Genomic DNA, 14768 nt, shown 5'->3' on the forward strand with positions numbered 1-14768 from the left:
TTTCAGCCAGCAATACCAATCCCCCTACATAGCGCAGATGACCCGGCCGAACTCCTCGACCTGTTGCCAGTCGGTGAACTCCACAACTGCGGTGGGATCAGTCGGGCCTTTGGTCATCCACATGATCAGGCGGATCATGAACCGGTCTATTGGCCGGTAGCTGGGATAATCGATCTTGCCGGCAAAGACGGCAAGCTGTTGCGGCTGCCAGGAGATCTTCCGGAGAAACTTCTGCAGGTAAGGGTTCTGCTCCGGCCTGCTTTTCTCCGGCTTTCGGGCGACGACATTGACCGAGAAGAAGGCGTTGGGCTTGCTCTCCAGAATCTGCCTGTTCCCCTCGATAAAGGCGCTGATCTGCGGACTATGCTTGCCATAGCGGATGCTGGCGCCGATAACGATCTTGTCGAAAGCTGCCAGGTCGATCCCGGCTTGGTCCGCGATGGCAACCACCGTAACCTGGTGGCCCTGCTGCTCGATAACCTGCCGCAAACGCTCGCAGATTTTTCCGGTTTGGCCATCAGTAGTCGAATAGATGATCAGGATATTTGCCATGCTCTGCAATCGACCCTCTTTACTGTGAATTCGGCGGCGCTACTCGCCGGTGATGCTCCCTGAGTCGCCGGCCCCTTCGATGACAGCCACGATCCGCTTGCCAATGAGTGGAGCAACCGCTGCCGAGAACGTCCCGTTGGGATGGGAATCCCCGCTGCTTGCAGCATTCTCGGGCAACAGATACAGCCCGCCGCCGGTCTCCAGGGTCCAGAAATCCCAAACAAAGATATTGTCCCCTTTTTCATCCCAACTGTTCCGCACCCAGCTGAAGAACTGCCTGGCCCGCTCGGCATTCTCCGGCGTGGTTGATCCCTGGGTCAGGGCAGCGCCGGTCCAGACAATAAACTTCTTGGTCGGGAACTGATGCAGTCGCGACTTTAAGGCATTGTACTGCAACTGGTAATTCTCCAGTGACTTCCTGCTGGAGGCGACATCAGGAGCGCCGATGTTCGCTTCGACGTCGCTCACCGGAAAACAGTGCTTGAAGACAATGACATCATAATTGGCGGCCAGGGTGTCCAGGGTGTCCTGCTGCTGATAACCGGTTTCTCCAGTGGTATCGACCCAGAGTTTCCAGTAATCGTACGGGTAGTTTTCCCACGGATAGGGGCTGTTCGGGTAAGCACGCTCGCTTATCTGATAATCAGTGTTATAGGAGCTGTTGTAAGATGAGATGAATTCCGGGACACTGCCGTACCAGACGTTGTTGCCGGTGCTGTGATGCAGGTAGATGATCCTTACCGGATTGGCCGCAGGCGAAGTCACGCTAATGGCGTCAACCTCGACAGACCCGGAGGTGATGGTAAGGTCCCCTTCGATGATGGTATTGCCGACAATGCTGCCGTAGTTGGCATCAAGCCCGCCTTTGAGCTTGACGTCCCAGGTACGGTTGAAATCCAGGCTCCCCCTGAAAGTGCCGGCTTGAGCCGCAATAATCGGGGAATTGCCGTTGGCAATGGCTGTGTAGGCTGCGTCGAGAGACTGGTGATAAGAGGTACTTAGCCCCTCAGAAAGCTTGGCATTGGCAGCCAATGCCGCACCGTGCCCAAGCGCAACAACCAACGCGAGCAATGTCGCCATAATGTAACGCCTCCGATTGACATCCCCCTGCATGCTCATCGCTCGCCTCCTTCGGAATTGACATCGCTGCTGGCACATACATTTCCCAAGGGATAATAAGACGCTTATGAAGCAATTTCAATAAAATCAATGCACGTAGCAAAGAAAAAACCAATTCCCCCAACGTGTTACCCCTGTTTTGCCTCCCGGCAAATACATTAAAATATTTTCAACATAATATAATCTGTGATAGTCTCCGCTCTCAGGTAACTGACAGCTAGGGCATTCCGCCTATTGCCTCACTCATTGAATAGTCATCTATAGCTTTTTTTAAAACAGGAGCAAGAAGATGAAAAAAAAGTGGAGTCGCATTTTTGCAGTCGCAATGGCGTTCGGTTTCACGCTCTGCTGGCTGACCGCTGCCTGGCCGAACCAGTTTCGCATCTCTGACGGCATCGTGTGGAATAAACTCGCTACGCTTCCAGAAACAGTTTATTCACTTGCCGTAAGTGGGCAGAATATCTTTGCGGGGACTTCAAGCGGAGTCTACAGATCGTCGGACGGTGGCTTGGTATGGAACAGGCATAACGGATCCGTTTCAGACCTGGATACGATATGGTGCAGAAATAATCCGAGTTGCACCGCTTATTCCACGTTTTCGGTGGCAATCGACCCTAAAACTCTTGGAACCGTTTATGCCGCGACCGCTAACGGCGTCTACAAATCACTGGATGCCGGCATTGTCTGGAACCGCTTTAATACGAGTACCGCCAGCCTGAAGTCCAATGGGCCTTATTCCGCAAAAGCCGTAGTTGTTGGGCAATCAGGAGAAGCATCTGCGGCAGCTGGTTCGGCGGTCTATACTTCACTTAAAAATCTGTACAACGGCAGCAGACCTTTGTTCGACACGTATGCCCCGGTCTCAGGCACTGTCAACAGGCTGATCTACGACGAACGCAACCCGTCAAGAATCTATGCGCAAACCTCCGAGCAGATCTATAAAAGTGACGACAAAGGAGTCACCTGGAACGGCATGGGGACAATCTCCGGAATCAACATGATCTCGATCGCCACAGATCCTTTCAACGACAATACTGTTTATGCCGGGACCAGTAACGGAGTCTTCAGAAAAGCTCCGGGAGACAGCATTTGGGTGTCGATAGGCTTGCCGGGCAAACAGGTATTTGCATTGTATCTCTATCCGGAAAAAAGCGGGATCATCTCGGCGGCAACTGATCAGGGGGTATTCGAAACAGTAAATGGCGGAAGTTCCTGGTTTGCCAACGGGACACTGGTAAATGCCGCCATCAACGGCATGTTCAAGGATGCCGTCGCCGCTTATGCCAATGTATATGGGGTATCAGGAGGGGCAATCTATAAAGGCGCCGTTGTGCCTGGTTTCGCTCTCACTCCCAAGGGAGACACCCTTGAGGCATCAGCCATTGCCTCGACAAGTGCAACCTTGAACGGGCTGGTCTCTTCCAACAACGATAATCCGTCAACGGTCATGTTTGAATACGGGCTTTCGACATCATACGGCACTACAGTCAATGCCGGAACTGCCGACGCAGCCGCCTTGAACACCCCGGTATCATTTGCGGTTTCAGGTCTGACCTGCGGGACCAGATATCATTACCGGATAAAAGTTGCCAATAATGCCGGCAGCTACGATGGAATCGACAAGACATTCGTTACCGCCTCCTGCCCGATAGCCGGCAGGTGCGGGACTGCCAACAAAGGTATTTTCACCGTAGCGCCAGCAACAGATCTCTGTGACAGTTCAGTCGGCAGCACTATCGACACCACTCAAGGCATTAATGGAATTGTTGGTAGCGGTCCATGGTCATGGACATGTAACGGCATGTATGGTGGCATACCTGACCAGTGCTTGGCGTATACAGCCCTGCAAGGCATGACTGTCACCAAAGCAGGCAGTGGCAGAGGCACTGTCGCAACAGACAGCGGCAGTCTTTCCTGGGCTGACAACACCGGTACCGCAACCTACAGCACCGGAACACCGGTCAAACTGACGGCACAGGCCGACCCTGGCTCCGCTTTCACAGGATGGAGCGGTGCCTGTACCGGTACCCAGCCAACCTGTACCATTGCCATGACTGAGCCCCGCAATGTTGGCGCCACCTTTGCCGATACGGCAGCACCGATGATCACCCTATCCACCCTGGCCAGTGGCAGTGGCACCACCAACCCTGTTATCAACCTGTCCGGCACCATCACCGACAACATACAAGTGCAAAGCCTGACCATAGACGGCACCCCCGTGGCGGTGACCCCTGACGGGAGCTTCAACACACCAGTGGTCCTTGATCCCGATAATGGAACCATCAATACTGTCGCTACCGATAGCGCAGGGAACCAGACCACCGATGCTCGCACCGTTACCTTTGATCAACTGCTGCCAACCCTCTCAGTATCTGCACCGGCTGACAACAGCACCACTAACAAGAACTACTACAAGGTAACCGGCACCATCACTGACCCAACCGCTACCGTAACGGTAACCGTCAACGGCGGCCCGCCGCAGCTGGCCGCCATAACCGGTACCGGCTTCTCTGCCACCGTCAACCTGAAAGCCGGTTTCAACACCATTCAGACCACTGTAACCGACCTTAACAACAAAAAGAACTCTCTTAAACGGACCGTCATCTCCGACAGCCAGCATGCCACCGTCGCCATCACCACCCCTATACAAGACCTGGAGACCACCACAGCTGCTCTGACCCTGAAAGGGAGCGTAACCAGCGCCGTCACCCCAGTCGCCGTCAGCATTGCCGCTGGAGGCAACACCTATACTCCGGTTATCAGCAGCGCCGGCGCATTCAGTCAAGCACTTACCTTCACCGAGCCCAAACTCTACCCGATCATCGTTACCGTCACTGAAAGCAACGGCACTGTCACCACTGTGCAGCGAAATATCCTTTTTGAACGAACCAACGTCCTTAAAACGGCAACGTCGCCGACAAAAACCCCGAACCTTACCTGCAGCGGCACCAGGGAAAGCGGCACCACCGTCAGTATCGACTGTCCAACCGTTACCACTGTAGGCACAGTTAATTACCCTACTGCCACCACTTGGTCCTGCCCACTTACCGGGCTTGCTGAAGGCAAAAATCCCCTCACCGTTACCTTCACCGCCGCCACCAACCCGGAGATGACTGCGTCAAAAATCATCATTTTTGACACCATGGCCCCAACCGAAGGCAGCTTAGCTGCCACCTCCGAATACGGCATGGTGAAACTTTCCTGGTCCGGTTTCAGCGACACCAATAGCGGCATATCAAGCTACAAGGTATACGCATCAACTACAACTTTTCCTGGTACCTGCAGCGGCACGCCGATCTACAGTGGAACGGCAACCAGCTACAGCCACACCGGGCTTAGCAACGGCACCAGCTACTATTACCGTCTCTGCGCATCCGATAAGGCAGGCAACATCAGCACCGGAATCACAGCCAGCGCCTCCCCAAATCTTTATCCGCTGTCCATAACTACCACCAGCCCGCTCAGTGGACCGGTGTCCAAGACCTACATAGCCACCTTGACCGCCACAGGCGGAGTTCAACCATATACCTGGTCGCTGGCAAGTGGAACCCTCCCGACCGGACTGACCCTCAACGCCACAACCGGGACGATAAGCGGCACACCGACCATTGTTGGAAGCTACGCTTTCACTGTCAAAGCCAAAGACAGCCAAGCTGCGGCAGCAGCCTTCAGCAAGGCATTTACACTGAACATAACGCCTCAACCGCTTGCGATCAGCACCACGAGCCTCACCGGCGCGAATCTTGGATCGTCAACCAGCAAATCGGTCACCGTTACCGGCGGAGTCAAACCTTACAGATGGTCACTGGCAAGCGGGACATTACCTCCAGGCCTTGGCCTCAATGCCACCACCGGTTACATCAGCGGCACCCCGACCAGCATCGGCAACTACAGCTTCACCGTAAAAGTGACTGACAGCCAGGCTTTGCCCTTTGAGGCCACCAGAGAGTTATCCATTGACGTAGCGGTCGGCCCGCTCACTATCAGCACATCCAGCCTCTCAAACGCAACGCTTGGATCCTCTGCCAGCAAATCGATCAGCGCCACAGGCGGGATCAAGCCTTACAGTTGGTCACTGGCAACAGGCAGTCTGCCGCCGGGGCTAAGCCAAAACCCCTCAACAGGCACCATCAGCGGCACCCCAACCATGGCCGGCAGCTTCAGCTTCACCGTCAAGGTCTCTGACAATCAAGTGCCGTCAGTTTCCGCATCCAAAGCCTTTTCATTGAATGTTGTTATCGGGTCCTTGTCAATCACCTCGACCAGCCCTTTAACCAGCGCCACCATCGGTGTCAGCTACAGCAAGAGCATCATTGCCAGCGGAGGCATCAAACCTTACATCTGGTCTCTTGCCGGAGGCAGCCTGCCTCCGGGCATCATCCTCAATTCCGCCACAGGTTATATCTCTGGCAAACCAACGGCAGCAGGCAGCTACAGTTTCTCTCTCAAGGTGACTGACAGCCAGGGGACTCCAACCACTGCTACCAAAGACTTCAGCCTTACCGTGCTATAGAAAGAATCACGTTGCTTTAATTCGTTAACAAATCTTCTGATTTGCTTCAGTTACAGTCGATGACCACCAAAAGAAAAAGGCCACTTTTCCGAAGAAAAGTGGCCTTTTTAAATTTGGCGTCCCCTGCCGGATTTGAACCGGCGTCGCCGCCGTGAAAGGGCGGTGTCCTGGGCCTGGCTAGACGAAGGGGACTCGAAAATCAACCTGCGCGCGAAACTCATTTGATACAGCAATCTGCTCATTAAGTCAACAAAAAGATGCCGACTATATTCAGATTGGTGGATTTGAAATAATGTCCCGGACAGAGAGTAAGCGCTCTCGTAAGGTTTCACCGCTTTTTACAACCTGACGCGCTCGCCATTCACTTCTCACATAAGGCGAGAGCCGAGACAGTGCCTCATCAATCTTTCTACTGACAATAACCCGCTCCTTGTAATCGAGAAGCTGCCCTGATTCGAGCTGATCCCTGATCGACTCAAACTCTTCATCAAAGTAGCTTATTACCCGTTCTGCCATGTTTGTCTCTTCAGACATGGATATGAGCCTCTGCCAAGCCATTTGGATAAAATCATTTGCCTTAAAATGAGTTTCGGCTTAACAAGAGGATACTTTAATTGAACGACAAGATTTTGTTGAATAAATCTGCAGAATCAGGCGTGGATGACACCAGGGAACACTTCGCCAGGGAAAGCCGCATAAAGGCAGCCTGAAATCCGATTTGACATTGAAGGAATTAAGCCGTTCTAAGCCAAGCCATTTGCGAGCCTCTTGCAGCCGGCTTGTTGCTGATCTCCACCGACTTGGAGGTATATATATATGTCATATTCTTGCCATTTTTCTTGGCCCGGTAAAGGGCCTGGTCAGCGCGGCTCACAAGCTGGTCAACAGAGTCACTGCAGCGATGAGTGGCTTGGGCGATGCCGATGCTTGCCGTCAGCTTGACGGATTTGCCGTCAAAAACAAAGACAGTGCCGGCAATCCTCGACCTTAAACGCTGCGCAATATCAAAAGCTACCGAAGATGCCGTTGTCGGAAGCATTACGGCAAACTCCTCTCCGCCATAACGTGCCACCAGGTCTGATCCACGGCACCCCTCCTTGAGTATTTTCCCCACAGTCGCAAGCACCTGGTCGCCAGCAGGATGGCCATAATTGTCGTTGATCTTTTTGAAATCATCAAGATCGATCAATAGCAAAGAGATCGGCTTCAGTTCCTTGCGCTTCATTTCAACGGCCAGAAGTTCGTCAAAAACCCGCCGGTTGAATACTCCGGTAAGACCGTCCTTAGAGGCAAGCTCCTTGACCTTTTCATGGGCCAGCGCATTCTTGAGCGCTCTGGAGAAGTGACCGGCTATTTCTGAAAACAGTGCAGGGAGCACATCTATTCTTGCTGCGTCAAATATGACCCTGACTTTACCCATCTTTTCGGGAAGGACCATGTCCACCCCTTTTTGGCCGCTATCAGAAGTTATGGAAATGACCCCCAGAAGCCGTTCGTCAATCTGAAACTCCCGGAAGCGATCCGGGGCAACGTTCTCCCTGGTAATCTGACAGTTGCTGCCATCCCTCTTGCCTGGAGAAAAAATCAGGGGCTCGACGTCAAAATCCGGCGAAAGCGAGAAAATAATGCTGCTGTAAGGGATGAAATCATAGAGGTTTCGGGCGGCGATTGCACAAATATCCTGAGGGATGAGACTGGCACTTGTCGCAGCCATGAACCGGCTGATAAATGTCATCTCCCCAAGACGCTTTTCCATATCGGCAAATTCATCGGCCCGATTGCCGGGGGTTGGCCGTTTTTCGGCGATACAACCACTGACCATGTCTTCAGGTGTACAGGAATGCATCATCCCTCCCAATTTACCTACCTCGATGACTTCAGGAATTCCGTCGGCCGCCGGACCGACAAATCATTTAAGCAAATTAAGTGCCATCTCATGCAAACCTTTTAACGCCGGGCTTCTAAAGCCATAACCGCTTGTCAGTCTTGGTTTTACAAGACATTACCAGCAGACAGGCATGACAAAGCAAGCCATAAAGTCAATTTCATGACAAAAAAATTCAATAAATGTCATTAAACTCGGATTTGGTCTTAGGGGCTATTGGCAACTATTCGGAGAGGAGTTTTCGCAAGAGCAGGTCCAGCCGTTTTTCAACTTCTTCGTTGTATCCCATGAATTTTTCGGCTATGAGCCCTTTTTTGCCGATCACATAAAGAGTTGGCACCGACCTCAAACCATAGTCAGTCTGCATGCTCTCGCCGGCAAGCGCTACCGGATAATTCAACCGGTTGGCAGTGGCGAATTCCCGGACAATTTTGACACCATCATCATCCAGGTTGAGGCCAAGGACTTGCAGACCCTGCTTTTCATATTTCTGATGAAGCTTTACCAGATGCGAAACCGAATCTTTACAGGAAGAACACCATGTAGTGAAGAATTCAAGCAACAGCACCTTGCCTCGATAATCAGACAAGACAATCTGCTGTCCGGTAGTGCTTGTTACCTTGAAAGGGGGAGCAGGCTCCCCCTTCTGAGGAGCCGCCAAGGCAACCAGAGGCACAAAAACCAGAGCAATAAAAAAAAGCATTGAAAAGCGATAACCGTTCATTTCGCCTGGCTAAAGCGCCTTTTTGATTAAGGCTTCAAGCTGAGACTTGGGAACTGCGCCCACGACCTGGTCCACAACCTTGCCATCCTTAAAGAGAATAATGGTCGGAATACCTCTCACCCCATATTTGGAAGGGATGTTGGGGTTGTCATCGACATTTACCTTGCCCACCTTGACCTTGCCGTCATACTCCTGGGCAATGGTGTCAATGAGAGGCGCTATCGCTTTGCATGGGGCACACCAGGTAGCCCAGAAATCGACGATTACCGGAATATTGCTCTGCAAAACTTCAGCCTCGAAATTAGCGTCAGTAAAGGCAAAAACTAATTCACTAGCCATAAAATTACTCCTTGAAAGATTGGTTTATTATGAAGAAACTATATCCTACTGCCCGGAAAAATCAAGACCAAGTTCCCTATCGGACAGTAACGAAAGGAGAGAGCATGGAAAATGGCAGCGAACATGATATATTATGAACTTCGTGCCGGTAGCTCCACTAGGAAAGGCCTAGCGCAATGCCTCAACTGACAATAGCCATCAACCTGCAAGGTAAATCTGCGGTAGTCGTAGGAGGTGGCAAGGTTGCGACACGCAAATGCCTGCCCCTTATCAGGTGCAAGGCGAAGGTCACGGTTATTGCGCCATCGCTGGCGGCCTGCCTGCAAAGACTGGTCAGGTACGGCATGGTAAACTACCTGGCAAAGGGGTACTCCGAGGGAGATCTGGCTGGTGCGGCTGTCGCGTTCGCCGCCACAGACCGACCTGAGACCAACCGGCAGGTGGCGCGCGAGGCTGAGGCATCCGGAATTCCGGTGAATGTGACAGACGCGCCGGAACTGAGTTCGTTCAATTCGCCGGCTGTAGTCAGGCGCGGAGATCTTACCATTGCGGTAACCACCAACGGCAAAGCCCCCGCCTTGTCCCGCAAAATAAGGAAACAGCTGGCAACAACTTATGGCCGGGAATATGCCGAAACTGCTGCGCTCATGGGGAAAGTCAGAGAAAAGCTATTGACTCAAAACGATAACCACAGATACAATAAGCAGATTTTAAGCAGCCTGGCAAACAGCCCAATCCCCGAACTCTTCAGAAACGGATTGCTTAGAGAAGTAGAACACCTCCTTCTGGAGCTCTGCGGTCCAGGCTTCACCCTGAATGATCTTGGAATGCGGAAAGAGACCACTACATGAATGCAATTCTTTATTTCGTAACACTTGGGTTATACCTTACCGCCACAATTATCTACCTTGCCTATCTGGTCAAGCCACAACCAGCCCTGGCAAAAGCCTCCCGCTGGGTCATTTATGGTGGATTTCTCCTCCACTCCCTGTTTACCCTGGCTCGCTACTACGAGGGGGGACGGACACCCATCACCAATCTGCATGAATCGCTGTCTTTTTTCAGCCTGGCAATTGTCGGGGTATTCATTGTCTTCGAGCGTAAATACAAGGTAACCATTCTCGGCTCTTTTGTGATTCCGATCGCTCTGGTGCTGATGTCCATCTCCATGCTGTTCCCCATGGGGATTGCTCCGCTCAACCCGGCACTCAAGAGCAAATGGCTGGTTGTGCACACTGTCGTTGCCTTCCTTGGCTATGCCAGCTTCACCGTTGCCTTCGGCGCCGGCATCATGTACCTGATCCAGGAGCGGTTCCTCAAACAGAGAAAACTCGGGGCCATGTATCAGAAGCTCCCTTCGCTGGACAAGCTCGACGATATCAATTATCGCTGCCTGACCTTCGGCTTTCCGCTGCTCACCCTGGCAATCATTTCCGGCGCCATCTGGGCAGAAACCGCTTGGGGAACTTACTGGAGTTGGGACCCGAAAGAAACCTGGTCACTGATTACCTGGTTTGTTTATGCAGCTCTGCTCCACGGGCGCCTCACCACCGGCTGGCGCGGCCGCAAGGCGGCAATCCTGGCAATCGCCGGCTTTTTCGTGCTCCTTTTCACATTTTTAGGGGTTAATCTCTTACTCTCTGGATTACACACCTACAAGTAAAGCGGGGACTTTTCGCAGATGAACATCATAGTAGTGGGGCTATCGCACAAGACCGCCTCTGTTGATATCCGGGAAAAAGTGGCTTTCGCGCCGACCAACATGGAAAAGCCACTGAAGGCACTTGTTGACATCCCTGACATCACTGAAGCGATTATTGTTTCCACCTGCAACCGGGTTGAGATTTACGTAACCACGCACGACATTGCCGGCGGCATCGCCAGGGTAAAGCGCTTTCTTGCCGATTACCACAACCTCTCGCTGGAAAACCTCGATCCACACCTCTACGCCCACCACGGTGAAGAAGCGATTCGGCACGTCTTCAGGGTTGCCTCAAGCCTCGACTCCATGGTGGTAGGAGAACCGCAGATCCTCGGCCAGATAAAGACCTCTTACGGCTACGCCGCTGAATTCAAATCATCCGGCATCATTCTCAACCGTTTTTTGCATAAGGCGTTTTCCGTTGCCAAAAGAGTCCGCACGGAAACCAAGATTGCCTCATCTGCAGTTTCCGTGGCTTTTGCCGCAGTTGAACTGTCCAGAAAGATCTTCGATGAGCTAAACGACAAGACCGTCATGCTGATCGGCGCCGGTGAGATGTGCGAGCTTGCCGCCAAACATTTCCTGAACAACGGCGTCCGCGGGGTTATGGTCACCAACCGTACCTTCGAGCGGGCCGAGCGGCTTGCGGACGAGTTCGGCGGACGGGCCGTAAAGTTCGAGGATCTGTTCGATTACCTGCACAAGGCAGACATCATCCTCTCGTCGACCGGCGCGCCACACTGCATCATTGGCCCCAAAGACCTTGAAGAGGTCATGCGCAGACGCAAGCAGAAACCGATGTTCTTCATCGACATCGCCGTACCGCGCGATATTGACCCCAAGGTGAACGACGTTGAGAACGTCTACCTTTATACGGTTGACGACCTCCAGGAAGTGGTCCAGGCCAACCTGGCCCAACGGGCCGAGGAAGCGAAAAAGGCCGAAGATATTGTCAACCAGGAGATCGGCCAGTTTTTCAAATGGCTCTCCTCCCTAGAAGTAACCCCCACGATCGTTGCCCTCCGCGCCAAATTCGATGAAATCCGTCGCGCCGAACTGGAAAAGACTCTGTCCGGCTGGAAGGATCTCCCCCCGGATGGTCAGAAGCGTTTGGAAGGATTGACCAACGCAATCATGAACAAACTGCTGCACCCGCCGACCAGCCTGCTGAAAAAGGCCGGCCAGGGGGGGCGGACCGACCTTTACATCGACGCCTTGCGTGCACTGTTCGAGTTGCAGACCGAGGACGAGGGGCAGCAGGAACTTGGAGAATTGGAAGAATAACGAAAAACAAATCGGCTTTCAGGCGACTGGCGGATACACCTTGCGCCCAGCTCCTGTGCCGTACCAAGGAGAATAATAATGGCATTAAAACAGCTACGCATCGGCACCCGCGCCAGCCAACTCGCACTTTGGCAGGCAAACTGGGTCAAATCGGAACTGGAGAAGCGCTACCCGGACATGGAAGTGACCCTCACCAAGATCAAGACCATTGGTGACAAAATCCTCGATGTTCCTTTGGCACAGGTCGGCGGCAAGGGGCTCTTCGTAAAAGAGATAGAAGAAGCAATGCTCCGCGGCGAGATCGACATCGCCGTACACAGCATGAAGGATGTGCCAACCGATTTCCCAGAAGGGTTGGGACTTTACTGCATTACCGAACGTGAAGACCCTCGTGATGCCGTGATATCCAAAGGGGTAAAATTCGCCGATCTGCCGCAAGGCGCGAAGGTCGGCACCAGCGCCCTGCGGCGGCAGGCCCAGCTACTCAAGGTTCGCCCCGACCTGCAGATGGTCGTCATTCGCGGCAATGTCGAAACCCGGATGAAGAAGCTTGACACCGAAGGTCTTGACGCCGTGATCCTGGCAGCGGCTGGCCTCAACCGCCTCGGCTATACCGAGAATGTCACGGAGCTCCTTGCCACCGACCTTTCCCTGCCGGCCATCGGCCAGGGAGCGCTGGGGATCGAGTGCGACTTAAGCAACGAACCGGTAAAGGAAGCGATCGCCTTTTTCAACCATCCTGCCACCAGCTATGCGGTACGGGCTGAGCGCGCACTGCTCAAGCGTTGCGAAGGTGGCTGCCAGGTGCCAATTGCCGCTTTTGGTGAGGTAAACGGCGACCAGATGACCCTGACCGGCTTCATTGCTTCGGTTGACGGTACCCGTACCCTCAAAGAAAGCATCAGCGGGCCGGTTGACTCCTGTGAGCACCTCGGCTGCGAGCTGGCCGAACGCCTCCTGCGCAACGGCGGCAAAGAGATTCTCGAAGAGGTTTATCAGCGGGAGATCGGCCGCGTGGACGAAAACGTTTAACGAGCAACTGTAATGACGCCATAACCTCAACGCCGCCGCTTCGGCGGCGTTTTTCTTTGGACACCACCTATGACCAGCAATAACGGCTATGTCTACCTGATCGGTGCCGGACCTGGCGACCCCGGCCTGATAACGGTCAGGGGGCTGAACTGCCTGTCCAGGGCAGAGGTAGTCATTTACGACTACCTTGCCAACGACTCCCTGCTCTCCCATGCCGGCAAGAATGCCGAACTTATTTATGCCGGCAAGATCGGCGGGGCGCATAATCACGAGCAGTCGCAGATCAATAACCTGCTGGTACAAAAGGCACTGGACGGCAAAGTTGTAGCGCGGCTCAAAGGCGGCGACCCGTTTGTCTTTGGCCGCGGTGGGGAAGAGTGCGAGGCGCTTAAAGCTGCGGGCATCCCTTTTGAGATTGTTCCGGGTGTAACCGCAGCCCTGGGCGCAGCAGCCTATGCCGGCATCCCGCTCACCCATCGCGACATCACCACCTCGGTTGCCCTGGTCACCGGCCACGAGCACCCGGCCAAGGAAAATTCCGAGATCGACTGGCAGCGGCTTTCTCTCGGCAGCGGCACTGTTGTCTTCTACATGGGGGTCAAAAACCTGCAGCAGATCACAACCAACATGATCGACCACGGCCGTCCCCCTGAAACCCCGGTTGCTCTGGTCCGCTGGGGCACCAGACCTGAGCAGGAGGTATTGATCGGCACCCTGGCCGATATCGCTGCCAAGGCAAGAAAAGCCGGGTTCAAGGCGCCGGCCATAACCATTGTCGGCGAGGTGGTGCGGATGCGAGACAAACTCCGCTGGTTTGACTCCCGGCCTCTTTTCGGTAAGGGGGTGCTGGTTACCCGTGCTACTGACCAGGCAGGCGAATTCACTGCCCTGCTTGAAGAGCTCGGTGCCACGGTCTGGGAGTGTCCGACCATACAGATAGTTGCTCCGGAATCGACAGTCGCTATTGATACGGCGATAGCAGAACTTGCCACTTTTTCCTGGGTCATCTTCACCTCGATCAACACTGTCCAACACTTTTTCACGCGACTCCATGCCTTGGGACTCGACAGCCGTGCCCTCGGCTCTTGCAAGATCTGCGCAGTCGGCCCCAAGACAGCGGCAGCCATTGCCCAACACGGCATAACACCGGATATGATCCCGCAAAGCTACAAGGCAGAAGGGGTAATTGAGGCCTTCCACTCCATGGAACTCGCGGGGAAGCGGATCTTGTACCCCAAGGCAGACCGTGCCCGCGACCTGATCCCCAAGGCTCTCGGCGAAATGGGAGCAGAGGTAACAGACCCGGTTGCCTACCGGAACATCCTTCCTGAAGACGTCCCCCCGGCGATCCTGCAGGCGCTCGAAGAGCGCAAGATCCAGTGTGTGACCTTTACCTCTTCATCCACTGTCGATAACCTGGCGAAGCTCCTCGGCGAGAACCGTTTTCTGCACCTACTCGAAGGGGTGGCAGTAGCGGCCATCGGGCCGATCACCTCAAAGACCTGCCAGGAGATGGGGCTCAAGGTAGCCATCGAGCCGAGCCAATATACTATTGCCACAATGACCGATGAAATAGTACGATACTTCAGTTCACTCCATTCCAACGAGGAGAAATAAG

The 14768-nt window shown here is 53.7% G+C and carries 12 protein-coding genes and 1 tRNA gene; 6 read left to right on the forward strand and 7 right to left on the reverse strand.

Translation table 11 applies throughout. The annotated features are described in order from the left end of the window. Positions 1-24: 24 nt before the first annotated feature. Positions 25-552: a menaquinone-dependent protoporphyrinogen IX dehydrogenase gene (gene hemG / locus KI809_RS06990; RefSeq protein ID WP_214170819.1), complete on the reverse strand. Its 528-nt coding sequence runs from the start codon at positions 550-552 to the stop codon at positions 25-27. A 39-nt stretch (positions 553-591) separates the two neighbouring features. Beyond that, positions 592-1671, reverse strand: coding sequence for a hypothetical protein (locus KI809_RS06995; protein WP_214170820.1), 1080 nt, complete (start codon positions 1669-1671; stop codon positions 592-594). 289 nt (positions 1672-1960) lie between these two features. Between KI809_RS06995 and KI809_RS07000 the strand changes: the two genes are divergently transcribed. After that, positions 1961-6184, forward strand: a complete 4224-nt coding sequence (locus KI809_RS07000) for a putative Ig domain-containing protein (protein WP_214170821.1) — start codon at positions 1961-1963, stop codon at positions 6182-6184. 114 nt (positions 6185-6298) lie between these two features. On the opposite strand, the gene KI809_RS07005 is transcribed toward KI809_RS07000, so the two are convergent. From KI809_RS07005 to trxA, 5 genes are all read right to left on the reverse strand, one after another. Next, positions 6299-6376, reverse strand: a tRNA-Glu gene (locus KI809_RS07005). Between the two features lie 78 nt (positions 6377-6454). After that, positions 6455-6718: a hypothetical protein gene (locus KI809_RS07010; protein WP_214170822.1), complete on the reverse strand. Its 264-nt coding sequence runs from the start codon at positions 6716-6718 to the stop codon at positions 6455-6457. Between the two features lie 199 nt (positions 6719-6917). Continuing rightward, positions 6918-8030, reverse strand: a complete 1113-nt coding sequence (locus KI809_RS07015; RefSeq protein ID WP_214170823.1) for a GGDEF domain-containing protein — start codon at positions 8028-8030, stop codon at positions 6918-6920. A gap of 262 nt (positions 8031-8292) precedes the next feature. Then, positions 8293-8793, reverse strand: a complete 501-nt coding sequence (locus tag KI809_RS07020) for a TlpA disulfide reductase family protein (RefSeq protein WP_214170824.1) — start codon at positions 8791-8793, stop codon at positions 8293-8295. Between the two features lie 9 nt (positions 8794-8802). Next, entirely contained in the window at positions 8803-9132 is a 330-nt protein-coding gene (trxA, locus tag KI809_RS07025; RefSeq protein ID WP_214170825.1) for a thioredoxin, read from the reverse strand. A gap of 176 nt (positions 9133-9308) precedes the next feature. Between trxA and KI809_RS07030 the strand changes: the two genes are divergently transcribed. From KI809_RS07030 to cobA, 5 genes are all read left to right on the forward strand, one after another. Continuing rightward, positions 9309-9983: a precorrin-2 dehydrogenase/sirohydrochlorin ferrochelatase family protein gene (locus tag KI809_RS07030; RefSeq protein WP_214170826.1), complete on the forward strand. Its 675-nt coding sequence runs from the start codon at positions 9309-9311 to the stop codon at positions 9981-9983. Then, on the forward strand, positions 9980-10795 hold the full coding sequence (gene ccsB / locus KI809_RS07035; RefSeq protein ID WP_214170827.1) for a c-type cytochrome biogenesis protein CcsB: 816 nt from the start codon (positions 9980-9982) through the stop codon (positions 10793-10795). Before KI809_RS07030 ends, ccsB begins: the two co-directional genes overlap by 4 nt. Positions 10796-10813: 18 nt before the next feature. Beyond that, complete coding sequence (gene hemA, locus KI809_RS07040) at positions 10814-12118, forward strand: glutamyl-tRNA reductase (protein WP_214170828.1); 1305 nt, start codon at positions 10814-10816, stop codon at positions 12116-12118. A gap of 78 nt (positions 12119-12196) precedes the next feature. Beyond that, positions 12197-13150 (forward strand): hydroxymethylbilane synthase, encoded by a 954-nt coding sequence (gene hemC / locus KI809_RS07045; RefSeq protein WP_214170829.1) that lies wholly within the window; start codon positions 12197-12199, stop codon positions 13148-13150. Positions 13151-13219: 69 nt separating this feature from the next. Then, positions 13220-14767 carry a uroporphyrinogen-III C-methyltransferase gene (cobA, locus tag KI809_RS07050; RefSeq protein ID WP_214170830.1) on the forward strand — a complete coding sequence of 516 codons (1548 nt, stop codon included), beginning with the start codon at positions 13220-13222 and terminating at the stop codon, positions 14765-14767. Position 14768 lies beyond the last annotated feature (1 nt).

The organism is Geoanaerobacter pelophilus (assembly GCF_018476885.1).
Classification (GTDB): domain Bacteria; phylum Desulfobacterota; class Desulfuromonadia; order Geobacterales; family DSM-12255; genus Geoanaerobacter; species Geoanaerobacter pelophilus.

Coding starts and splice junctions, on each gene's coding strand:
- hemG (WP_214170819.1), bottom strand. CDS start 552: ATGGCAAATATCCTGATCATCTATTCGACTACTGATGGCCAAACCGGA.
- KI809_RS06995 (WP_214170820.1), bottom strand. CDS start 1,671: ATGAGCATGCAGGGGGATGTCAATCGGAGGCGTTACATTATGGCGACA.
- KI809_RS07000 (WP_214170821.1), top strand. CDS start 1,961: ATGAAAAAAAAGTGGAGTCGCATTTTTGCAGTCGCAATGGCGTTCGGT.
- KI809_RS07010 (WP_214170822.1), bottom strand. CDS start 6,718: ATGTCTGAAGAGACAAACATGGCAGAACGGGTAATAAGCTACTTTGAT.
- KI809_RS07015 (WP_214170823.1), bottom strand. CDS start 8,030: ATGCATTCCTGTACACCTGAAGACATGGTCAGTGGTTGTATCGCCGAA.
- KI809_RS07020 (WP_214170824.1), bottom strand. CDS start 8,793: ATGAACGGTTATCGCTTTTCAATGCTTTTTTTTATTGCTCTGGTTTTT.
- trxA (WP_214170825.1), bottom strand. CDS start 9,132: ATGGCTAGTGAATTAGTTTTTGCCTTTACTGACGCTAATTTCGAGGCT.
- KI809_RS07030 (WP_214170826.1), top strand. CDS start 9,309: ATGCCTCAACTGACAATAGCCATCAACCTGCAAGGTAAATCTGCGGTA.
- ccsB (WP_214170827.1), top strand. CDS start 9,980: ATGAATGCAATTCTTTATTTCGTAACACTTGGGTTATACCTTACCGCC.
- hemA (WP_214170828.1), top strand. CDS start 10,814: ATGAACATCATAGTAGTGGGGCTATCGCACAAGACCGCCTCTGTTGAT.
- hemC (WP_214170829.1), top strand. CDS start 12,197: ATGGCATTAAAACAGCTACGCATCGGCACCCGCGCCAGCCAACTCGCA.
- cobA (WP_214170830.1), top strand. CDS start 13,220: ATGACCAGCAATAACGGCTATGTCTACCTGATCGGTGCCGGACCTGGC.